18 protein-coding genes are annotated in these 23,987 nt (G+C 39.6%); 10 read left to right on the top strand and 8 right to left on the bottom strand.

The genetic code is table 11. The features are described from left to right. Positions 1 to 2: 2 nt before the first annotated feature. From AC1M9N_RS05680 to AC1M9N_RS05650, 7 genes are all read left to right on the top strand, one after another. Positions 3 to 2,054 carry a site-specific recombinase gene (locus AC1M9N_RS05680; RefSeq protein ID WP_481954411.1) on the top strand — a complete coding sequence of 684 codons (2,052 nt, stop codon included), beginning with the start codon at positions 3 to 5 and terminating at the stop codon, positions 2,052 to 2,054. 163 nt (positions 2,055 to 2,217) lie between these two features. Beyond that, entirely contained in the window at positions 2,218 to 2,853 is a 636-nt protein-coding gene (locus tag AC1M9N_RS05675) for a phosphatase PAP2 family protein (protein ID WP_035267854.1), read from the top strand. Continuing rightward, complete coding sequence (locus tag AC1M9N_RS05670; RefSeq protein WP_035267853.1) at positions 2,853 to 4,094, top strand: efflux RND transporter periplasmic adaptor subunit; 1,242 nt, start codon at positions 2,853 to 2,855, stop codon at positions 4,092 to 4,094. Before AC1M9N_RS05675 ends, AC1M9N_RS05670 begins: the two co-directional genes overlap by 1 nt. A gap of 12 nt (positions 4,095 to 4,106) precedes the next feature. After that, positions 4,107 to 7,283, top strand: a complete 3,177-nt coding sequence (locus tag AC1M9N_RS05665; RefSeq protein ID WP_035267851.1) for an efflux RND transporter permease subunit — start codon at positions 4,107 to 4,109, stop codon at positions 7,281 to 7,283. Next, the gene (adeK, locus tag AC1M9N_RS05660; protein ID WP_035267849.1) at positions 7,283 to 8,734 is read left to right on the top strand and encodes a multidrug efflux RND transporter AdeIJK outer membrane channel subunit AdeK; all 1,452 of its coding nucleotides are present in this window, start codon (positions 7,283 to 7,285) and stop codon (positions 8,732 to 8,734) included. Before AC1M9N_RS05665 ends, adeK begins: the two co-directional genes overlap by 1 nt. Positions 8,735 to 8,832: 98 nt before the next feature. Next, a complete protein-coding gene (locus AC1M9N_RS05655) occupies positions 8,833 to 9,183 on the top strand; it encodes a YbjQ family protein (RefSeq protein WP_092766864.1) in 351 nt (116 codons plus the stop codon). Positions 9,184 to 9,192: 9 nt separating this feature from the next. Beyond that, positions 9,193 to 9,633, top strand: coding sequence for a YbjQ family protein (locus AC1M9N_RS05650; RefSeq protein ID WP_092766865.1), 441 nt, complete (start codon positions 9,193 to 9,195; stop codon positions 9,631 to 9,633). A 159-nt stretch (positions 9,634 to 9,792) separates the two neighbouring features. Here AC1M9N_RS05650 and AC1M9N_RS05645 read toward each other — a convergent pair whose 3' ends face one another. Both AC1M9N_RS05645 and AC1M9N_RS05640 read right to left on the bottom strand, forming a co-directional pair. Then, entirely contained in the window at positions 9,793 to 10,599 is an 807-nt protein-coding gene (locus AC1M9N_RS05645; RefSeq protein WP_035266703.1) for an SDR family NAD(P)-dependent oxidoreductase, read from the bottom strand. Positions 10,600 to 10,617: 18 nt separating this feature from the next. Further along, positions 10,618 to 11,298 (bottom strand): hypothetical protein, encoded by a 681-nt coding sequence (locus tag AC1M9N_RS05640; protein ID WP_481954410.1) that lies wholly within the window; start codon positions 11,296 to 11,298, stop codon positions 10,618 to 10,620. 187 nt (positions 11,299 to 11,485) lie between these two features. Here AC1M9N_RS05640 and AC1M9N_RS05635 point away from each other — a divergent pair, with 187 nt between their 5' ends. Both AC1M9N_RS05635 and AC1M9N_RS05630 read left to right on the top strand, forming a co-directional pair. Beyond that, positions 11,486 to 14,380 carry a valine--tRNA ligase gene (locus tag AC1M9N_RS05635; protein ID WP_481954409.1) on the top strand — a complete coding sequence of 965 codons (2,895 nt, stop codon included), beginning with the start codon at positions 11,486 to 11,488 and terminating at the stop codon, positions 14,378 to 14,380. A 66-nt stretch (positions 14,381 to 14,446) separates the two neighbouring features. Beyond that, on the top strand, positions 14,447 to 15,373 hold the full coding sequence (locus AC1M9N_RS05630) for a hypothetical protein (protein ID WP_481954408.1): 927 nt from the start codon (positions 14,447 to 14,449) through the stop codon (positions 15,371 to 15,373). Positions 15,374 to 15,558: 185 nt separating this feature from the next. Here AC1M9N_RS05630 and AC1M9N_RS05625 read toward each other — a convergent pair whose 3' ends face one another. From AC1M9N_RS05625 to AC1M9N_RS05600, 6 genes are all read right to left on the bottom strand, one after another. Then, a complete protein-coding gene (locus AC1M9N_RS05625; RefSeq protein ID WP_481954407.1) occupies positions 15,559 to 15,957 on the bottom strand; it encodes an endonuclease domain-containing protein in 399 nt (132 codons plus the stop codon). Positions 15,958 to 15,989: 32 nt separating this feature from the next. Next, on the bottom strand, positions 15,990 to 16,934 hold the full coding sequence (locus AC1M9N_RS05620; protein ID WP_481954406.1) for a hypothetical protein: 945 nt from the start codon (positions 16,932 to 16,934) through the stop codon (positions 15,990 to 15,992). Positions 16,935 to 17,249: 315 nt separating this feature from the next. Continuing rightward, on the bottom strand, positions 17,250 to 17,969 hold the full coding sequence (locus AC1M9N_RS05615; RefSeq protein ID WP_481954405.1) for a carbonic anhydrase: 720 nt from the start codon (positions 17,967 to 17,969) through the stop codon (positions 17,250 to 17,252). 357 nt (positions 17,970 to 18,326) lie between these two features. Next, positions 18,327 to 20,048 (bottom strand): thiamine pyrophosphate-dependent enzyme, encoded by a 1,722-nt coding sequence (locus AC1M9N_RS05610; RefSeq protein WP_481954404.1) that lies wholly within the window; start codon positions 20,046 to 20,048, stop codon positions 18,327 to 18,329. 188 nt (positions 20,049 to 20,236) lie between these two features. Next, positions 20,237 to 21,274 carry a molecular chaperone DnaJ gene (locus AC1M9N_RS05605; protein WP_481609819.1) on the bottom strand — a complete coding sequence of 346 codons (1,038 nt, stop codon included), beginning with the start codon at positions 21,272 to 21,274 and terminating at the stop codon, positions 20,237 to 20,239. Between the two features lie 57 nt (positions 21,275 to 21,331). Continuing rightward, positions 21,332 to 22,993, bottom strand: a complete 1,662-nt coding sequence (locus tag AC1M9N_RS05600) for a sensor domain-containing diguanylate cyclase (protein WP_481593897.1) — start codon at positions 22,991 to 22,993, stop codon at positions 21,332 to 21,334. Positions 22,994 to 23,302: 309 nt separating this feature from the next. Here AC1M9N_RS05600 and AC1M9N_RS05595 point away from each other — a divergent pair, with 309 nt between their 5' ends. Next, on the top strand, positions 23,303 to 23,980 hold the full coding sequence (locus tag AC1M9N_RS05595; protein ID WP_481611753.1) for a YetF domain-containing protein: 678 nt from the start codon (positions 23,303 to 23,305) through the stop codon (positions 23,978 to 23,980). The last annotated feature ends 7 nt before the right edge of the window (positions 23,981 to 23,987 follow it).

Genomic DNA, 23,987 nt, shown 5'->3' with positions numbered 1-23,987 from the left:
GTATGCATATAAACTTTAATGATCTTTTTAAACAAATGCAGGAGCAACTTGACCATCATCAAGCTGCTCCAGACGAAAACATACTCATTGAACTCGTTAATCGCATCCGTCCATCAGACAGTTATAACCTAGAAGAAATTAATCAAAAATTTCAGGCGTTGATACAAGCGTTATTAATTACGCCGACTGCTGGCACCACTTTTCAAGCCTATATCGTTCATCTGATCAATCGCTATAAACAAACCACTATTTATGCGGACAGTGGGATTCTTTCTCTAGATGGTTTTTGGAATCAGTTGGGTCAACGAATGGGAGCGCATGTTCTTCCCCTTTTGACCGATGAAACTGATCTAAAAGATTTAGTCTTCCGTGTCTTTCATTTGCGTAGCGATAAATATTGGCTAGAAAATATTGAAGATCAGCAATGGATTCAGTTTTTTCAGATTGTCAATCAAAGTAATGGCAGCTTAGATGCAAAATTTGGCATCAAACGCGACATGATTAAAGCCATTACAGTTTTATCTTACCGTATCAGCGGTATTGGACTTTATCCTGAGTTTATTAATGCACAACCAGAACTGACTGAATATGAGTCACCTTTTTTGGTTCAGAATCGTGAAATCATTGAATTTATTGAGCTATACAAAAAACATTATAGTGAAGCTGATGATCTTACTGAAATGGTCGTACCCGACGCCAACCAGGCTTTGGTGATGATCGAGCAGTGCCGCGATGTCGTTTTGAAGATTCGTCGTGCTACGAAAAGAATTGGGGTGAGTTTAAGTCTCACTTATTTATTGTCTTTGCTTGAGCAATGTTTAGATCGTATTGAACTATTACTGAACTTATTGACTGAAACTGGAAAAGTTCAATACTTAGCACTAGCTGAGTTATGTCAAGATTTAGTTGCGGCTCACTATGAGGAGCGAAGTGTTCGAGAGCTTTTAAAAACAAACAGTGAATTAATCGCATTACAAGTCACTGAAAATGCCAGTAAAACTGGCGAACATTATGTAAGTACCAATAAAGCTGGTTTTTTCAGTATGTACAAATCAGCCGCAGGTGCAGGTGTCATTATCGCTATCATGGCGACCTTGAAGATTCTCACTGCGCGCATCGCCATGGCACCTATCATGCAAGCCTTCGCGTATAGCATGAACTATGCATTAGGTTTCATGTTGATCCATGTACTCCATTTTACGGTTGCAACCAAACAACCTGCTATGACTGCAGCTGCCCTAGCCGCGACAGTTCAACAAAAGAAAGGGTCTCGAACTGCACAAATCGCAGAACTTGCTGCACTGATTATCAATATTATCCGTACGCAGTTTGTCGCTATTCTCGGCAATATTTCCATTGCAATCCCGGTTGCAGCATTGATCACCATGATGTGGCCGTTGATTTTGGGTGAACAATTACTCAATCACAGTAAAGCAACATATTTACTTCATAGTTTAAATCCTTTTACATCCCTAGCAGTACCACATGCAGCTATTGCAGGTGTATGTCTATTTTTATCTGGTTTAATCGCAGGTTACTTCGACAACATGGCAGTGTATCGTAAAGTAGGACCTCGCTTAAAAGCACATCATCGCTTAAAAAACTGGCTAGGTACTGACAGACTGGAAAAGTTTGCAAACTATATTGAACGTAATTTAGGAGCACTAGCCGGGAATTTCCTGTTCGGAATCATGCTAGGCAGCATGGGGACAATTGGTTTTATTCTTGGTCTGCCTTTAGATATTCGCCATATTGCCTTTGCTTCAGCAAACTTTATGCAGGGCCTATTGAGTATCAATGGCACGCCTGAAATAGGGCTCATTATTGTTTCATTCCTTGGTGTATTATTAATTGGTTTGACCAACTTATTTGTCAGCTTTAGTCTCACTATTATTGTGGCATTACGCGCACGACGTGTTCGTTTTGAACAATGGAAACCTCTGGCAAAATTAGTATTTACTCACTTTGTTACACGACCAATGGACTTTTTCTGGCCCCCAAAACAACCTTTAGAGGTCGAAGATCCAATTTCACCAAAGAAATCTTCTCATTAGATATTTGTGTTATTTTTTGTGCTAAAAATAAGATGCACATTGTAATGAAATTACTATAAATTATGCTTTTACACTGACTTGAAAAAAAGTGTACTGGCGAGTACACTTTGACGCATTCATGCAATAAATGTATGCCACTATAATATAACTTAGGTTATTTTATATGCCTTACTTACTGATTTTAATAGGTTGTTTAGGAATAACGATAAGTAGTATAGGAATCTATATTCCAACGATACAACAGCTCGATCTCACTGCTGTTTCATGGATGAGTCAACACCGCAATCCCCTCATAGATGGAATTGCGGTTTTATTGTCTCATGTTGGCGGTTTACCGATCATGCTGATGTGCGTGGCGATTTGGACCTTACAGCAATGGCGATTAAAACAATATGCTAACTGTCTATTTATCTCACTTGGTCTCGTTGGTGGTGCCTGTCTTGGCTGGTTACTCAAATATGCTTTCGACCGACCTCGTCCAAATGCAATTTATCAAATCGTTGAAACTTATGGAGCCGCATTTCCAAGCGCACATAGTCTCTATGCAGCAGTGATTGCTGGTTTGATGATCATGATCTTTCGAAACCATCATCAAAGTAGAATCATTTTTGTCGCTGCCTGTATATGGTTTGTTGGCATGGGTTTTTCACGGGTTTATCTCGGTGCTCATTACCCGACAGATGTTGTTGCAGGTTGGAGTATTGCGTTGATATGGCTGACTATACTGTGGTTAGTCCTATCACAACGGATAGCAAAGCAAACAATTATTTTTAGAGAAAAATCTAACGAGGTGGAATAATGATGTCGGCAAAGCTTTGGGCCCCTGCCCTCACTGCTTGTGCTCTTGCAACAAGTATTGCACTTGTGGGTTGTAGCAAAGATCCAAAAGATGCAGAGCAAGCCGCTGCACAACAGCAAATGCCGCCAACTGAAGTTGGTGTCATCGTTGCTCAACCACAAAGTGTTGAACAAACTGTCGAGCTTTCGGGTCGAACTTCAGCCTATCAAATTTCTGAAGTACGTCCGCAAGCAAGCGGTGTGATTTTAAAGCGTCTGTTTGCTGAAGGTAGTTTTGTGCGTGAAGGACAACCTCTGTACGAAATTGACGCAAATACCAACCGTGCGAACCTAGACAGTGCAAAAGCAGCCTTAGTTCGTCAAAAAGCCAATCTTAATGCGCTTCAAGTTAAAGCTGACCGTTATCGCCAACTTGTCGGTATCAATGCTGTGTCTAAGCAAGAATTTGATGATCTACAAGCACAAGTAAAATTGGCACAAGCAGATGTTGCAGCTTCAGAAGCAGCGGTGAAAAATGCGCAGATTAACTTAGGTTATTCTACTGTTCGCTCACCAATTTCAGGGCAATCAGGCCGCTCTAGTGTGACTGCAGGTGCATTGGTAACGGCTAATCAACCTGAAGCATTGGTGACAATTCAACAGCTTGATCCAATCTATGTTGATATCAACCAATCAAGTGCAGAGCTTCTTCGCTTACGTCAACAGTTGAGTCAAGGCAGCATCGACCGCAGCAACAATACTAAAGTTCGTTTAAAACTTGAAGATGGCAGCATTTACCCTATTGAAGGTAATCTTGCATTCTCTGATGCAAGTGTAAATCCAGAAACAGGGACAGTTACCCTTCGTGCTGTGTTCTCAAATCCGAACCAATTATTATTGCCAGGAATGTTCACTAATGCTCAAATTGTGCAAGGTGTAATTCCTAATGCGATTTTAGTGCCTCAAGCGGCTGTGACCCGTACACCAACAGGTCAAGCGACTGCGATGATCGTGAACGCGAAAGGTGCAGTTGAAGTACGTCCAATTGAGACTGCAGGTGTACAAGGTAAAGATTGGATTGTGACCAAAGGTCTAAATACAGGTGACAAGGTCATTGTAGATGGTGTGGCGAAAGTTAAACCTGAACAACAAGTTGTAGCTAAACCTTATCAACCTCAAGCTGCAGCACCTCAAGCCGGCAAAGATGGTCAACAAGCAAAGCCAGCAGCTCAATCTGAACAAAAAGCTACTTCAAATGCATAAGGAGTAGACTGAATGGCTCACTTTTTTATCCATCGCCCAATTTTCGCTTGGGTGATTGCATTGGTCATCATGTTGGCGGGTATTTTATCCCTCACCAAGATGCCAATTGCGCAATACCCAACGATTGCACCACCAACGGTATCGATTTCTGCAACATATCCGGGTGCATCTGCTGAAACTGTAGAAAATACAGTAACGCAAATTATTGAACAACAAATGAATGGCTTGGATGGGTTACGTTACATCTCATCTAACAGTGCTGGTAATGGACAAGCTTCCATTACTCTAAACTTTGAACAAGGTATCGATCCTGATATTGCACAGGTACAAGTTCAAAATAAACTTCAATCAGCGACTGCACTTTTGCCTGAAGACGTACAACGTCAAGGTTTAAAAGTTACCAAGTCTGGCGCAAGCTTCTTACAAGTTATTGCGTTTTATTCTGAGTCAGATGCATTAGATGCAAATGACATTAAAGACTATGTAAATTCAAATATCTCTGAACCACTTAGCCGTGTGACTGGTGTTGGTGAAGTGCAAGTATTTGGTGGTTCATATGCTATGCGAATTTGGATGGACCCATCCAAAATGGCCAACTTGCAAGTTACACCAAGTGATATTGCAAATGCATTAAGAACTCAGAATGCGCAAGTGGCGGTAGGTCAGTTAGGTGGTGCACCTTCTGTACAAGGTCAAGTTTTAAATGCGACTGTAACTGCTCAAAGTCTTTTACAAACACCTGAACAATTTTCAAATATTTTCCTTAAGAACTCACCAAATGGTGCACAAGTTCGTTTAGGTGATGTCGCTAAAATTGAATTAGGTGCAGATAATTATGCATTTGACTCTAAATTTAATGGTCAACCTGCAGGTGGTGTAGCGATTCGTTTGGCAACGGGTGCAAACGCATTAGATACAGCCCAAGCGATTGAAGATCGTTTAAAAGAATTACGTCCAAACTACCCAACAGGTATGGTGGACAAACTTGCATTTGATACAACACCATTTATTGAGCTCTCAATTAAAAGTGTTGTGAAAACCTTAATTGAAGCAATTATCCTCGTATTCTTGGTCATGTTCTTGTTCCTACAAAACTGGCGTGCAACCATTATTCCAACAATGGCTGTTCCAGTGGTTGTATTGGGTACATTTGCTGTGATCAACATGTTCGGATTCTCGATTAACACATTAACCATGTTCGCTATGGTTCTCGCCATTGGTCTTCTGGTGGATGATGCGATTGTCGTCGTAGAAAACGTTGAACGTGTGATGGCAGAAGAGCACCTTGAACCTGTGGAAGCGACTGAAAAGTCGATGGGACAGATCTCTGGTGCATTGATTGGTATTACCTCTGTCTTAACTGCAGTATTCGTACCTATGGCATTCATGGGGGGTACGACAGGTGTAATTTATCGTCAGTTCTCTATCACGCTCGTTACAGCAATGATTCTTTCATTGATTGTTGCATTAACCTTTACCCCTGCATTGTGTGCGACCATGTTGAAAAAACATGATGCCAACAAACCTCAAAGCAATAACATTTTTGCCCGTTTCTTCCGTTGGTTTAACAATGGTTTTGACAAAATTTCGGTGAAATATCAAAACGGCGTAAACCGTTTAACACATGCCAAGCTATTTGCAGGATTGGTCTATGGTGTTGTGATTGCTGTGATGGGCTGGTTATTTGTCAACCTTCCTTCTTCATTCTTACCAGATGAAGACCAAGGTGTGGTGATGACACTCGTTCAGCTACCACCAAATGCAACGCTTGAACGCACTGGCAAAACAATTGATCAAATGACAGGCTTCTTCCTCAACAACGAGAAAGAACATGTTGAATCTGTATTTAGTGTTGCTGGTTTCTCGTTCACGGGTATTGGTCAAAATGCGGGTCTTGCCTTCATTAAGTTGAAAGACTGGAAAGACCGTACCTCTCCTGAATCTCAGGTCGGTGCAATTATCCAACGTGGTATGGCACTGAATATGATTGTGAAAGATGCCAGCTATATCATGCCTCTTCAACTTCCAGCAATGCCGGAGTTAGGCGTGAGTGCAGGCTTTAACCTACAGTTAAAAGCAGCTGCAGGTCAAAGTCACGAGCAATTATTAGCAGCACGTAATGCTGTACTCGGCTTAGCTTCTCAAGATCAGCGCTTAACAGGTGTTCGTCCTAACGGACAAGAAGATACGCCTCAATATCGTGTCATCGTCGATCATGCTCAAGCAGGTGCTATGGGAGTCAGCATTGCTGAAATCAATAGTACGATGGGTATGGCATGGGGTGGTTCATACATTAATGACTTCATCGATCGTGGTCGTGTGAAAAAAGTGTATGTCCAAGGTGAAGCGAGCTCTCGTATGATGCCTGAAGACTTAGACAAGTGGTATGTCCGCAATAACCAAGGTACGATGGTTCCATTCTCAGCGTTCGCAACAGGCGAATGGACTTATGGTTCACCACGTTTAGAGCGTTATAACGGCGTTTCTTCCATGAACATCACAGGTACTCCAGCTCCAGGTGTGAGTTCGGGTGATGCAATGGCCGCGGTTGAAGAAATCATTGCAAAGCTTCCTTCAATGGGCTTACAAGGCTTCGATTACGAATGGACAGGTTTATCTCTCGAAGAACGTGAGTCTGGCGCACAAGCACCATTCCTTTATGCTCTTTCGTTATTGATTGTCTTCCTCTGCTTGGCAGCCTTATATGAAAGTTGGTCTATCCCATTCTCTGTACTCATGGTTGTGCCATTGGGTATTGTTGGTGCACTTGCCTTAACATTCTTAGGAATGATTATTTTGAAAGATCCAAACCTTTCAAATAACATCTACTTCCAAGTGGCGATTATTGCCGTGATTGGTTTGTCCGCGAAGAATGCGATCTTGATTGTAGAGTTTGCGAAAGAGCTTCAAGATCAAGGTGAAGAACTCTTCGAAGCAACCTTGCATGCCGCGAAAATGCGTTTGCGTCCAATCATTATGACCACATTGGCTTTCGGTTTTGGTGTTCTTCCTCTAGCTCTCGCTTCTGGCGCAGGTGCAGGAAGTCAACATTCCGTGGGTTATGGTGTACTTGGTGGTGTAATCAGCTCAACACTTTTAGGGATCTTCTTTATTCCAGTGTTCTACGTATGGATCCGAAGTATCTTTAAAACAAAACCAAAACAAAATAAACAGGAGCAAATTTCGTGATGCAAAACGTATGGTCTATTACAGGTCGTAGCATTGCGGTATCTGCAATTGCGCTTGCCTTGACAGCATGTCAAAGCATGCGTGGTCCAGAACCGGTCACTCAAGCCAATATTCCAGGAAGTTATCTTGGCAATGCTTCTGGTCCATCTATTGCGGAGCAAGGTTATAAGGATTTTTTTGTAGATCAACGCTTAATCCAAGTTTTGGATTTAGCCTTGGCAAATAATCGTGATCTTCGTAAAGCGACGCTAAATATCGAATTAGCACGTCAACAATTTCAAATCAGCCAAAACAATCAATTGCCTACGATTGGTGCAAGTGGTGGTGTTTTACGACAAGACACGGTCAATTCGCCAAGCCCAGTAACAACCTATAATGTAGGTTTAGGTTTAACGGCTTATGAAATTGATTTTTGGGGTCGTGTTAGAAGCTTGAAAGACAATGCCCTAGACACTTATCTTTCAACTGCAAGCGCACGTGATGCCACTCAAATTGCCTTGATTAGCCAAACAGCTCAAGCTTGGTTGGCTTACTCATATGCGCAAGCGAATCTTAAGCTCGCTGAACAGACGCTGAAAGCTCAACTTGAATCTTACAATCTCAACAAAAAACGTTTTGATGTGGGAATCGACAGTGAAGTTCCGCTTCGTCAGGCTCAAGTTTCTGTTGAGACGGCACGTGGCGATGTTGCTGAATACAAGACTCAAATTGCACAAGCGGTTAATGCGTTAAACCTCCTTGTAGGTCAACCACTACCTGACAATTTATTGCCTAAAGAGAGAATCACACGTGTGACATCAACCACTGCTTTTGCGGCTGGTTTGCCAAGTGATCTACTCAACAACCGTCCAGATGTTAAAGCGGCTGAATATCAGCTAAGTGCGGCTGGTGCGAATATCGGTGCTGCAAAAGCGCGTTTATTCCCAACCATTAGCCTCACAGGTTCAGCAGGTTATGCATCAACAGACTTAAGTGATTTATTCAAGTCTGGTGCTTTTGTTTGGTCTGTTGGTCCTAGTCTAGATATACCAATCTTTGACTGGGGTACACGTCGTGCCAATATTAAAGTCTCTGAAACACAGCAACAGATCGCATTGTCTGATTATGAAAAATCAATTCAATCTGCGTTCCGTGAAGTGAATGATGCTTTGGCAGTGCGTCAAAATATCGGTGAACGTTTAACTGCACAACGCCGTTTAGTTGATGCGACCAATACAACCTACAAACTCTCAAATGCCCGCTTCCGCGCTGGTATTGACAGTTTCTTAACTGTATTAGATGCGCAACGTACATCGTATAGTGCTGAGCAAGGTTTATTGCTGCTTGAACAAGCGAACCTTAACAACCAAATCGAGCTCTATAAATCACTCGGTGGTGGCTTAAAAACTAATACTACGGATCAAGTGATTTATCAGCCTTCAAGCTCAGATTTAAAATACGACAAGAAGTAATTTTTTGTTTGAATAAAGCTCACTTCGGTGGGCTTTTTTATTGTCCCAAATACTGATATTTTGTCATTAATTATCCTTTTTATAACGACTTCAATCACATGCTGTTAAGTAATTTAGAATCTGTACCTGGTCATCAAATTCAACAACAATTTGACGTGGTATATGGTAGTACCGTCAGAAGTAAACACGTTGGACGTGATTTACTCGCAGGACTTAAGAATATCGTCGGTGGAGAACTTACCGCATACACGGAATTACTTGAAGAGTCTCGTCAAGAAGCAATGAACCGTATGATTGATAAAGCGCGTGGCTTAGGGGCGAATGCGATTGTCGGAATTCGTTTCTCGACTTCCAATATTACCCAAGGTGCTTCCGAATTATTTGTTTATGGCACAGCTGTGTATGTCACACCGAATGCACCTAAAATTCCTGATCCATTCACCTCTTAAGGATTCGTTATGGATGGTATCATTTTTCAGGTGGTTATCTTTCTCATCCTATTTTGTATTGGATTTGGATTTGGTCGCTATAATGAACAAAAGCATCTTAAGCAACTTGATGAACAAGAAGCGCGCTTAGCTTATATCAAGTTAGATAGTCAGCGTTTTAAAACTTCTGAAAACCATGGACAAATGATCAGCAGTAATGTTGTGATTTCGCATGATTATTTTAAGTTTGTACTTGCGCAAATCCAAAATTTCTTTGGTGGACGCTTACGCAGTTATGAAAGTATTGTTGAACGTGCAAGACGTGAAGCTATCGTTAGACTTAAACTTGAAGCAGAAAAAATGGGTGCAACTGAAATCTTAGGATTAAGACTCAGCACCACTGATTTAGGTCTTCAAGGTGGAATGGTTGAAGTTTTCGCTTACGGAACTGCTATACAAAAGAGAGACTAAAAGTCTCTCTTTTTCTCTACAAGTATGTAGTAGTCACTCAAGCCGTACACTTTACTTGAGGAGTCTTTAAATCCCTTATCACTCGCATGATCATTGAGATAAAAACCCAAACATAGTTGATTAAATTTTTCTCATCGATAAGTGCATGATCATTAAAATTTACTTTACTTTCATTTTTCGGATCATTCGATACAGTATTGCTGGTGATAACCGTGAAATAAAGACGCCTAATTTTTCTTTTGCCCCACCCACGACAATATACTCATCCCCTTTCAATAATGCCTGTACGGTTTGTTTAGCAAATTCCTCTGCTTCTAAACCATTTTCAATAGCCTCATCTTGATAACCTTGGGGCTTTCCTTCACCGTTTAATGCGTTAAAGGACACATTGGTTTTCACAAATCCTGGGAAAATTACCGAGACACCCACACCATCTTGCGCAACTTCAGCACGTAAGCTATTCGCCCACATATGAATCGCACCTTTGGCTGCCGAATAAGTCGCACGATATTGTGTGCCCAATAACCCAGCGACACTTGAGATAAAGGCAATTCGTCCTGACTTCTGTTGCTGAAAAGTCGGCAAAACCGTTTTAGTTAAAAAGACTTGAGAAAAATAATCAACTTCCATGATCGCACGTTCAGTTTGCATGGTCGTATCTTTAATTAATGCACGTTGTGATAGACCTGCATTATTGATTAACCAATCAATACGTCCCTTTTGTTGGAGAACTTGTTCATAAGCATGACGAACTTGGGATTCATCTGTGATATCCGCTTTAATGGAAATATGTCGTTCTGGGTGCGCCAAAGACTGTCTAACCGTTTCTAGCTCTTCAAAACGACGAGCCGTCAAAATAACCTGTGCCCCTAAACTGGCACATTCAGCAGCCAACGCTTTACCAAGACCCGATGATGCGCCTGTAATCCATACCACTTTCTGATCAAGCTGTTCCAACTTTGCCATTCCCTTTATCCTTATGGTTTAAGCATTTAATTTTGCTTTTTGCTGTCCTTCATTATCAAGAAAAACCAAAAAATGGTCAAAGTACTTCACGATACTTTGTGCATCATGAATTTTGCTTAAATTTTCAAATCGCTTATAGCCCAATCCTGTGGTCAGACTGATCACACCATTTAAGGTTTTATCCACCACCATATTAAATTTCAGCATTTTTTTAGGTTCACGAATTAAGCTCGTAACACCTTGATCAACCACTTTAGTGAATGCTTTTAAGCCAGGGGCAACATATTGGTTTTGACCTTCACGCATACGTTCTGCACAGCCCAGTAGCTCATTCACAATAACTTTTTCAACTGGGTACGAAATATAGTATTTTCCATCTTGTTCATACATCAAACTTTGTACATGATTCACCATAGGCATTAAGCGATCATTACCAAAAAATGATACCGACCAAGGCATGTATTTCAAGATTACATCTTGCACTTGTTTCAATACTTTTGCTGAGTCTTGATCCTTTGCATTAGAATCTTTGACCAGTGTGCCAAAGGCTTGATCAATAATCTCACAAGCAATTTTGGACAGATTATCTCCAAGAATTTTAGCTTGCGCTTCACGATCTCCTGCATTGAGTTTTTGGTGAATGGTTTGATATTGCTGATAAGTTTCAGGTTGTAAGCGCAAAGAAATAGTATAGGTCATGCGATTGTTATCCTTTATTGTCAGGCCGTTTCCGCGAGTTGACGCTGGCTTTAGTGTTATTCAAAATCAATTACTGTTCGATTGTGTGTGATTTGAAACGAGAATGCATTTGCTTAACGTGCCTCTCCATGCATTTTTTTTGCTACAATAGATGCAATTTTTTATCTACTTTTGATCTGTTCGAACTATGACTGATTCAGCGCAAAATATTGCTACAACCTACGATCCGACCGAGATCGAGAAAAAATGGTACCAAACTTGGGAAGAACGCGGTTACTTTAAGCCGTCTGAAAAAGGCGAGTCTTTCTGTATCATGATTCCGCCACCAAACGTCACTGGTAGCTTGCACATGGGTCATGGTTTTAACAATGCCATCATGGACGCTTTGACACGTCATAAACGTATGTCTGGCTTCAACACCCTATGGCAACCAGGTACGGATCATGCAGGTATCGCAACGCAGATGGTTGTAGAGCGTCAGTTGGGTGCCGAAGGCATTAGCCGTCATGATCTTGGTCGTGAAAAGTTCATCGAAAAAGTATGGGAATGGAAAGAACAGTCTGGCGGTAACATTACCCGTCAAATTCGTCGTTTAGGTTCTTCTGTCGACTGGTCACGTGAACGCTTCACCATGGATGAAGGTTTATCAAACGCAGTGAAAGAAGTGTTTGTAAAACTTCACGAAGAAGGCTTGATTTACCGTGGTAAACGCCTAGTCAACTGGGATCCAAAACTCCAAACTGCGCTTTCTGACCTTGAAGTTGAGTCTGATAAAGAAGAAGCAGGCTCACTCTGGCACTTTAAATACTTCTTTGAAGACAAATCACTTCGTACCCACGATGGTAAAGATCACATCGTTGTTGCAACCACTCGTCCTGAAACCTTATTAGGTGATACAGCGGTTGCTGTTGCACTTGATGATGAACGTTATGCGCATCTTGTAGGTCAAAACATCATCCTACCAATCACAGGTCGTGCGGTTCCTATCGTTAAAGATGAATATGTTGATAAAGAATTCGGTACAGGCTGTGTAAAAATCACCCCTGCGCATGACTTCAATGACTATGAAGTGGGTAAACGTTGCGAATTGCCAATCATCAACATCTTCAACAAAAATGCTGAAGTGCTTGCTGAGTTTGAATATATCGCAAAAGCGGGCGAGCAAATTTCTAAAACCATCCCTGCCCCCGCGGACTATGTTGGTTTAGAGCGTTTTGAAGCACGTAAAAAATTAGTAGAACAAGCTGAAAGCGAAGGTTGGTTAGACCAAATTCAACCGTACACGTTGAAACCACCTCGTGGAGACCGTTCAGGTGTAATCGTTGAGCCGTTATTAACAGACCAATGGTACGTGAAGATTGCACCGCTTGCTGAACCTGCAATCAAAGCCGTAAAAGATGGCGACATCAAATTTGTACCTGAGCAGTACAGCAACATGTACATGGCTTGGATGAACAACATTCAAGATTGGTGTATCTCTCGTCAATTGTGGTGGGGTCACCGTATCCCTGCTTGGTACGATGCAGAAGGTAATGTTTACGTAGGTCGCAATGAAGCTGAAGTTCGTGAGAAAAACAACATTCCTGCCGATGTTCAATTAGATCAAGATGAAGATGTACTTGATACATGGTTCTCATCGGGTCTTTGGACGTTCTCAACTTTAGGTTGGACGGGTGACGAAGCGAAAGATAAAGAAAACTACTTCTTAAATACGTTCCACCCGACTGATGTTCTTGTAACAGGTTTCGACATCATCTTCTTCTGGGTTGCGCGTATGATTATGCTTACGATGCACTTCATGAAAAATGAAGATGGTACGCCACAAGTGCCGTTTAAAACTGTGTATGTACACGGTTTGGTTCGTGATGGCGAAGGTCAGAAGATGTCTAAGTCTAAGGGTAACGTACTTGACCCATTAGATTTGATTGACGGTGTGGATCTTGAAACTTTAGTACAAAAACGCACAACAGGTTTGATGAACCCGAAACAAGCAGCGAAGATTGAAAAATCAACACGTAAAGAATTCCCTGAAGGTATTCAATCTTACGGTACAGATGCAGTTCGTTTCACATTCTGTGCGCTTGCAAACACAGGTCGTGACATTAAATTCGACATGAAACGTGTTGAAGGTTACCGTAACTTTGCGAATAAAATCTGGAACGCAACTCGTTTCGTGATGATGAACTGCGAAGAGCAAGTGATTGGTCAAGAGGTGCGTCAAGACCTTTGGGAATTGCCTGAACAGTGGATCGTGAGCCGTCTACAAAAAGCGGAACAAGCAGTGCAAACAGCATTTGCAACCTACCGTTTAGACTTGGCTGCACAAGCGATTTACGAGTTCATTTGGAATGAATACTGTGACTGGTATGTAGAGCTGACTAAGCCTGTTCTGAATGATGAAAACGTATCGGTTGAGCGTAAAGCTGAAGTGCGTCGTGTTCTTCTTTCTGTGATGGAAGCATCTTTACGTTTGGCACATCCATTAATGCCTTACTTAACAGAAGAAATTTGGCAAACGCTTGCGCCGAAGTTAAACATTTCTGGCGAAACGATTATGCTGGCGCAGTATCCTGTTGCTGACCAAGCGTTAATTAATGAACAAGCTGAAGCTGATATGCAATGGCTTCAAGGTTTGATTGGTGCGGTACGTAATATCCGTGGTGAGATGGGTCTAGGTAATGCTCGCTTGTTGCCTGTTCTACTTCAAAACACGACGGATGCAGAAAAAGCACAGATTGCCCGTATTGAACCATTGTTTAAAGCATTGGCAAAAGTTGAAAGCATTACGTTCTTGGCTGATGCTGAACAACCACCATTGTCATCATCTTCTGTTGTAGGTCATGTGTCTGTATTCGTTCCAATGAAGGGTTTAATTGACCCGAAAGCGGAGTTGGGTCGTCTACAAAAAGACTTAGACAAGGTTCAAAAACAGCATGACCAAATTGCCAACAAACTTTCTAACGAAGGTTTTGTGGCGAAAGCACCTGCTGCTGTGGTTGAAGGCGAGAAAGTAAAACTTGCTGAGTTTGCTGATCAGTTAGCGAAAATTAAAGCGAATATGGAGCAAATTGCAGCGCTGTAATGTGTTGTTAATTTAACCAAATTTGTAGTATAAAGGGCTGATTATTCAGCCCTTTATTATTTTAATATGAAAGAAAAATCACATCATGTATTACTAATTACCTTTATAACTATACTCATGAGTCTTATAGGAAATCTTTCTTTTGAACTCATAGCAAATAATCACATACCAGATATGCTAAAAACTTTATCTAGCTATTTATATATCTTTCTAATACCGATCACTATGTTCGCAGTATTCGGTTTTATGCTTTTTAATAAATTTCTAGACAAAAATAAAGATTCAAAAAATGATGGGATTAATAAAAAAGTTGAAGAGTTTGAAAGTGAACTTAAGAAATTAGCTGAGATAAAATTAGCATCAACATTAAAAATTAGTGAGGAAGAAAAAAAAGATTTAATCATTAAGTTAAATCAGCAATTTGAGGAAAATATAACTAGTGAATATCTAATTAATCTTGAAAATAAAATAAAAATAAATAATCTCGAAGAAATCACTGATGTATCAATCTCCCGTATTAAAAGAGAAATTCGCTATGTCAGATTAACAGGGAATTTTCAATTATATATTGGAATACTACTAAGCATTGTAGCAATAGCATTAATTGCTGAAAAAGTTTTTTTTACTAATACTATTTATTCAGATATACACCAATTAGCAATAGAAACTTTACCTCGAGCATTTTTATTAATTTTTATTGAAATATTTTCATTCTTTTTCTTAAACTTATATAAGAAAAGCTTAGATGATATTAAATATTTAAACAATGAGCTTACCAACTTAGAAAACAAATTTTTAGCATTATATCTTGCTAAAGATAATGGAAATTTTAAATTATTGTCGAATGCTTTAGAGACCTTACTAAAAACAGAAAGAAATTTTGTTCTTAAAAAAGATGAAACAACTATCGAATTGGAAAAAAATAAAATTGAAGCACAGAGTTCAAATAGTACTTTACAGGCTTTAAAAGATATTATTAATTTAAAAAGATAGCCCTCACCCCCTTGCGAAGCAGCGCTTCTCATCCCAAAGGGAGAGGGAGCATCATTTGATTTAATACCAATATGAATTTCACAATGGAGTTTTCCCTCTCCTTTTAGGAGAGGGTTAGGGAGAGGTTTTTTTAAATTTTTTTAAGAATCCCTCCCCCCGCCTTCTCCCAAAGGGAGAAGGAGCTTTCATCCCTTATTCACTTGCAAATCGGAACATACTTGCCATAAGTGTTCTAAAACCACCTCCGTCCGACTCAACACATCAGGATTCCAATACCGTACAACAGTTAAACCCAAAGCTTCTAAAAGCTTCGTCCGGTCAGCATCATATTCAATTGCATCATCCAATCCATGCTGACTACCATCCAACTCAATCACTAAACCAATTTCATGACAGTAAAAATCCACAATATAAGGTTTGATCACATGCTGACGGCGAAATTTAAGATTCATAAATCGCTTGGCACGTAGAAGTTGCCACATCAGATTTTCAGCATCGGTGGCGGTGTGGCGCATGCTTTTGGCGAATTCTAATAGTTGGGGATCTTTTTCATTCTCCTCTCCCATAGGGAGAGAACTTTTCATTATGATCTTCATTATTTTTTGCTTGAATTAAGCTAAATCTTAAATTGAATGAAAGGATCGTTATAACCTTCATCAACTTCAAACCCTGCTTTCTTGATCTCCTCCTCTTCTTCCTTACGACCCAATAAACACTCTTGTCTGTATTTTTCTAGTTTTATTTGTTTTTCATTGATTGATAATTCATCTAGATATAAATCATCAGCACCATAAAAACTTAAAGCACTGTATATTGAAGCTAAGTACCGTATCTCAAATGTGGCTGAGTAATCACGGTTATAAAAAATAGAAATTTCAAAATCCCCCACATAAAAGTAACTATCAAGAGATAAAAAGTCTTCGGATTCTAATACAGATTTAAATTCATCAAATTGAATGAGATCAGGGGCGAGACAAGTATGATCACCAGAAACTAGAATTTTGTTGTAGTCTTCTTTTTTATAACGAATATCATCTAGACCAAAATAGTTTTGACATCCTAAATCAAGTAAATCCTGCATAAAGCGTTTGTAATCTTGAAAAGCATCTTCTAATGAACTATTCGCTTTCGACCACCTTTGCTCGAACTCAATTCCCTCAATGATCTCATTGGTTTGTTTAAGGGAAAGATCATAGACTTTTTCAAATTGGAAACTCTTACCATTCAGTTCTAAATTCAGCTCAATATTCCTTTCATAAGGATCATCACCAAAATTACAAGCATAATAACAATATCGATTATTTTTGGGTTCTTGTACGGTTTCAACACTCATTACACGATTTTGGTTTTTAAAGCGAATGAAACTATCCTGTGCCAATGAAATGACGACTGTTGAAGCATCAGTTAAATCCACTTTAACAAAACCTGACCGACTCTTAGGCTCTTGATTCTCCTGTTGAGCTTCGACAACGGTACGGTGCGCTAAATTTGAACCAAATAATTTATAAGCTGTGAATAATATTGCAACCACAATAAAAGCTAAGATGATGAAAAAACTCATTTATTCTTTTTCTCTTTTTGTATGTATATAAAAATGAATGAACATTTAATTTAGACATAAGTCTTGTCATCTTTAAAATAACGTACCTTACTGCACTTATTCAAACTAAAAATAAAAAAAACTAAAATATCCCACATTCCAACAACATCCCGATACCACTCTCTTCCGTCATAGACATCAACCGTTGCTTTTCAGATTTTAACTATTGCTCTATCCCTCATCCCCTTGCAAAGCATTGCTTATCATCCCATAGGGAGAGGAGAAAATTATTAGAGAATTCTATGCTCTATCAATATTTCCCCCACTCCCTTTTTATCAATTCTCCACAACTACACGGCCATTCAACGGCTGAATAGGTCGATTATTCGGATGTCCCAGTAATTCTGCAAAGTCCTCAATCTGTTTGGCTGAGGCTGTTTGAATCTCTTTTAAAATTAGCCAGCGAAAACCCTCGGAACATGGAGGTGTGGTGAGCGACCCACTAAAACGATAATAATCCAAATTCTTTGGCAATAAATGATTAACAGACTGGGGCTGTTTTAACTCAACTGTTTGCCCTTTTTGCTTCGGTAATGAATTCCATATTCTTGCCAATTGCGGATTCTCTGCACCTTGTGCATACATCATCCCCACGACAGCCAGCTCTCCTTTGGCATTGGCATGTACAAAATGGATTTCTAGCGGATATTGTTTGCCATGGATTTTATTTTCACTTGGGGTATGCAAATGAAACTGCTTGAGTTGAAAACGATCACCATCCAGCATCAACTCTCCGCCTTCTTTAAAGTCGACTTGAACCGTATGACCATTGTTATGAATACGTTGAATCAAAGTTTGATAGCTAAACTGCAATGGTTTCAAATCCGCTTTTACAGAACGCTCAATGTTAATTGGTGACTGATTCTGACCAGAACAAGCTGCATAGTTCGGGCTTAGCTTGTTCCATTGTTCAGGGTGGTAATAATCCCAATCTGCACCTGCCCATACACTTGAAGAAAGAATAGAAAGTGAAAATACTTGAAAAAAACTTCTCATCATTAAACCTTAATACGCGAACCGTTCATTAATTTATGTGATTTTTACCATTATTATTTTGATCTATTTGATATTCTCATAGATCAAATGAACTCCACATCTTGATCATGACTGAATCAAAAATAGAACACAGTTATAGAAACTATGAGCAGTTTGAACAATGACGATATTGATCAAAATGATTTTATGAAGGGTTAATACTTATTTTTTAAGATATTTTTTATTGTAAATTTACTGTATTCTTTATTAGAATTTTACTTAACGGTATAAAAAAGCTTCTTCAAGCCTAGCAGATATAAATATCCCGTGAGTACTTGAAGAAACTGTCATAAAAAATGATTAAAGAGACGAACGATTTTATTTTATAAAATTATTCACGATTAGATCTTTTACCTCATCTCCTCGACCAGCTAAAACCGCCTTCATCGCATACAATGAAGTCGCCTTCACTTGCTCAAATTTTGGTTCTGGTGGCATCACCAACTCTACAGGGTTGGTATGAATATCGATTAGTGCAGGACCATCATGAGCTAAAAATTTCTGAATAGCTGTTTCCAAACCATGACCATCTTTTTGAGTCATGCCATAAATCCCGATCGCTTCAGCGACTTTGCCAAAATCAGGGTTCGCTAATTTGGTAAAATTATCCAGTAAGCCATCAACTTTTTGTTCAAGCTCTACAAAATTGAGCGAATGGTTATTAAAGACAACAATTTTGATCGGCAACTTTTCCTGTACGATGGTCATGAGATCACCCAACAGCATACTCAGACCACCATCACCACATAGCGCAATCACCTGACGTTCAGGAAAGGCTTTTTTAATCCCGAGTGCTTGAGGCATCGAGTTTGCCATCGTACCGTGCAGTAAACTACATAGCAATTTACGCTTACCATTGGTATCGATGTGACGAAGCATCCATAGTTTCGATGAGCCTGCATCTCCAGTGAAAAATGCATCATCATCTGCATATTTGTTGAGAAGCGCCACCACATATTGCGGGTGGATCAAACCATCTTTACCTATACGCTCTTCTTTCAAACGAGCTGCATCTGCAACTTTCTTTAAATCTAAGCACTCTTGAATAAAGTGTTGGTTCTGCTTGTTTTCAACTAAAGGGATTAATGCACGCAGCGTTGGTGCAATATGTCCAACAGCACCAAAATCTATAGGATAGCGACGACCTAAATGAGTAGCATCGACATCGATTTGAATAATCTTCGCGTGTTTAGGATAAAACTGTGGCCACGCAAAGTCCGTTCCAAGCAGTAACAATACCTCACTATGATTAATCGCATGTAAGGCTGCTTTATTACCATACATACCATTCATCCCCATATTATGAGGATTATCATATTCAATAAAATGTTTCGCACGTGAGGTATGCACAACGGGTGCATTTAATTTTTTCGAAAGTTCAACCACTTCATCGTGAGCATGCTGAGCTCCAATACCCGCATAAATCGTGACTTTTTGATGAGCATTGATGAAGTTTTTAATCTGATGAAGTTCAGCAGGATTAGGCGTAGTTTCAGGCTGCGGATGATGTACCCTGAAATCCAATGATTCCTGAATATATTGACTGCTGATATTGGTTGGCATAATGACCACCGCTACGCCACGTTTATTCAGTGCTGCCTGACAGGCCAATGTCATCACATGTCTGACTTGACTGGCTGCTTTGATCTCCTCGCAATATACAGAACAACTTTTATAAATTTCTTTAAAGTCGACATATTGGGGAAAATCTAAATAGCCTGCTTGTTCGGTTGAAAGTTGGCTTGCGATCAAAACCACAGGCGCACCATTACGGTGTGATTCGTACAGACCATTAATAAAATGCAAGCTTCCAGGACCACATGAGCCAGCACATACTGTTAAATTGCCACTCATCAATGAATCTGCACCTGCTGCAAATGCACCTACTTCTTCATGGCGAACATTGATCCATTGAATAGAACTACGCGATAAAGAATCGGTAAAGTGATTAAGCGTATCTCCAACAATGCCGTAACAGTGCTTTACGCCGACTTGTTCCAACACTTCAATCATAATGTCTGAGACTTTTTTACTTTTCATGTTATTCCTAGTTTTAGTTTTTAGAACATTATCGTTATATTATGGTCAATACATCAAATAAATGCGACAAAATACACATTTTATATAAATTATAATATTAATTTTTTAATAATAGGACAATCAATCATTGAGAAATACGGAATGAGTAGATGTCAGTAACAGCTATTTATAGCTCGTATGTTTTGGATTCAAAGAAGTGAATGTTCAATCAAAAATGCTAACCCGGAAGCTTTTGACATTTCCATTAAACGCTGCTTTTCCAATTTGAGTTGTTGTTTTAACGATGAAACATCTTGGTCAATCTGTTGATAGAGCTTTTGAATATTTAAAGCACCTTGAGTTTTTTGTACTTCAATTTTTGCCTTGTTTGACCACACTAAGCTATTAATCAATATCTGGATTTGCTTTTCTAAAGTTAAACTCTGTGCTTGCAATACTTGTTGATAGTACTTCAATTGATCTTGCTGAATAGCTTTCTGTATACCGACTTGAAGTTGCTCGACTTCAAGTTGTAACTTCAATAGCGTGAATAAATCCTCTTGTTCATAAGCTTCATTAACACGTTGTAATAATGCCGTCTTTGCAGCCTTCTTGGATTCATCCGGTTCACGGTCTGGATGAATGATAGAAGCTGTTTTGAGATATACTGTTTTCAGGGATTGATTCACTAACTTTTCTGCTTCGGCTTGTTTATCTTGCTGCCGTTTAAGTTTGGCTTGCTGCCTTGCTTGTTGATACTGCGCTTTGTCCCACAATGAATCGTCATCAATCGTTGAATCATTTTGTTCACCATGAGCATCTGGTGCTTGACTAGATTCGAAGTTGTTCTTTTTATCTTGCTTATTTCGTGGTTGAGCAAACACCTGTTCGAAATAAATATGTAATTTTTCAACTGTCTCAAGTTGAGTTTCATTGAGCATATTTGATTTGCTCAACATTTGGGTCAAGTTAAAACACTTCTCTTCCACAACCTTTTGAGACGACTTATTTAAATCAATTTGACTTAGGCTATTCCATAGACTTTGTAATTGCTGAAACAGCACTTGATAAACATCACGATAGACAGGAATAAGTTTCTTCTGCGTGTAGGTACGAATTTCTTCTTGGGCGTGTTGCCATGCGGATAATTGTAATTTTTGCTGCTCAATCTGATTAATCAAAACCCGTAGCTTATGATCTTGAACAAGTTGTGCAGAAGAACTGGATTGAATTTCGAATGAAGTCACGTCAGGTGTTTAGTCCAATGAGAGAATACTGAGTTTAACAAAATGTGGATGCTTTATTTAAGCATCGATCACAGTTTGATTTCGACCATTGGCTTTTGCTTGATAAAGATGTCGATCTGCTCGTTTAAGAATGGCATAAGCATCAGCATCGTTGAGATCAGTCACACTGACACCAATACTGACGGTCAAAGTTTTCTCTGCCAAAATAACAGCTTGTTCCACCAATGTACGAATTTTCTCTGCCAAAACTTGCGCACCCATCAGATGTGTTGCAGGCAATAAAATTACAAATTCTTCACCACCATAACGTGCCACAAAATCGGTTTCACGCGTTGCTTGATCAAGGATTTTTGCTACTTGTTGTAACACTTGATCCCCTTGATCATGACCATATTGATCGTTGACTTGCTTAAAATAATCGACATCCAATATAAGTGCTGCATAGCCAATTTGATTTCTTTTATGTTGACCAAATAAGTATTCAAGTTGTTCGTTTAAAGCACGGCGATTGTGTAAACCTGTTAATGCGTCATGTCGTGACAATCGAATCAACTCAAGATTAGCCAATTCAAGTGCTCGAGTGCGCTCTTGAACCTTACGCTCTAGAGATTGGTTTGCCTCAAGCAATTGTTGTTTCTGTTCCAATAAGGTTTGCGTCATGCTTTGTAGAGAATGTGATAATCCTTGGATTTCACGGATGCTGCTTTGACTATGAAATGCCGTATGCACGTCTCCCTGTTCGACCGCATAAGCCGATTTAGCTAAAGCCTCAATGGGTCTGCTCAATTTATTGGCAAGTTGATAAATCACATAAAAGATAAACAGCGAGACGAATAAACCAATCAGGAAGATTTTGAACTGCAAATCACGCATATCTGCCAAAGCAATCGCCAAAGGTTGACGAATTACCACATGCCAACCAATATCACTTTTAGTCTCGGACTCCACCGCAATATTTGCGGTTAAGAAATCCTGCCCTTCATTCCAATCATCAATATAATAAAGTGCATCGTTGACTTTAAGTTGAGGTGGCTTGACTCGTCCAATACTTTTAAATGGATACAGCAGTTCACCCTGTTTGTTTAAGATAAAGACTTCTATGCCACGCTGAGATGCTGTTTGAGATAATGCTTTATTGAGAATATGACGTGCCCACTCCCAATCTGCATGTGCAGCTAACACACCTTTTAATTTTTGAGTATTTGGATCATAGATTGGTGTTGCGAAATCAATAAAACGCATCGGCTCATGAGGATTTAAAGCTTGAATTTTTTTTGCCAATAACACAGCTTCATGCACATCACCTAAGTATGTACCCTGTAAACCTGCCTTAAACCATGGCCGTGAAGAAACGTTTTCACCTTCAAGAATACCATCCGCAGCAATTTGAACATCACCGTTTAAATCTGTTACCCCCATCCAAGCATAATAGACATACGCATTTTTGACTTGTTCCAAGCGTGTACGAACACGTGGATCATCTAGACTTGCTTCTGAAAAGAATGGAGATTGGCTGAGCAGCACCATTTCGCGCTCGCGTTCGGCAAGAGAAGCTGCCAAGGCATTACTGATATTTTTTGCTGCGACATGTAGGGTCTGTCCACTGGCTTTAGCCAAGTGCTGAGATGCGATATTTCCAATATACAGCGATACGCATATCCCAAGGATAATGGTTAATCCAGCAAATATGAACAGAACGCGATTACGGAATGAATCCAAAATACACCTTAACTCTTGGTTAAACACCGAAACATGCAACCATAAGAATATAACAGAATATTACAAATACATAACAAACATTTCGGATCATTGTAATGAATAAAAAATGCCAACCTTATCTCATATATTCAAAATCCTGATTAACATTAACAACTGTAATTCCACTCCCTATCTTTTAAACAACATGATTTAATATTCAAGTCACGCACCACATCTACATAAAGTCATAATAATTCGACAATAATTCTGTATTTCTTTTTTTTGGCGCTTGATAGCTTAAGTAGAATCACCTAGAAAATTGAGGAACAAATGGATTTTGCTTCTATCTTTTTTTACGACACCACATGGGTGTTTGTTTTTGAAATTTTAATCCGATGTGTGGTGATGTATTTACTCATCATTCTTTTTCTTCGTTTGACTGGCAAGCGAGGGGTTAGACAACTCTCCATCTTTGAAGTTGCCATTATTCTTTGTCTTGGATCGATTGCTGGAGATCCAATGTTTACGGAGGATTTACCCTTAATTCAAGCCGTAGTCGTCATGAGTGTGATCATCTTGCTTTACCGCACCACAACGTGGTTAATGATGAAATATCAGCCTTTCGAAGACTTGGTTGAAGGTAAATCCTGCTACATCGTGAAAGATGGCATGCTCGTCCTTGAAGCATTCAAACAAGGCAATATGTCGCATGATGAGTTCTTTTCGGAAATGCGTCGTCAATCTGTTGAGCATTTAGGTCAAATTCGAGTCGGTCTATTAGAGTCCGATGGGAATTTCAGTATTTTGTTTTATCCCGATGAGCAAGTTAAATATGGCTTACCAATTTTTCCAGATCAAGCTCAATCAATATACAAGGTAAAACCTAGCGTAATATATGCGTGTACACATTGTGGATTCTGTACTGAACTTCAACAACCACTTCAAGATTGTCCGCGCTGTTCTTGCCAAGATTGGACGCAAGCAATGAACAGTCTAAGAATTGGTTAGCAGATGA

The organism is Acinetobacter sp. ANC_7655, assembly GCF_056784015.1.
This window is presented reverse-complemented; position numbering and strand designations above follow the sequence as displayed.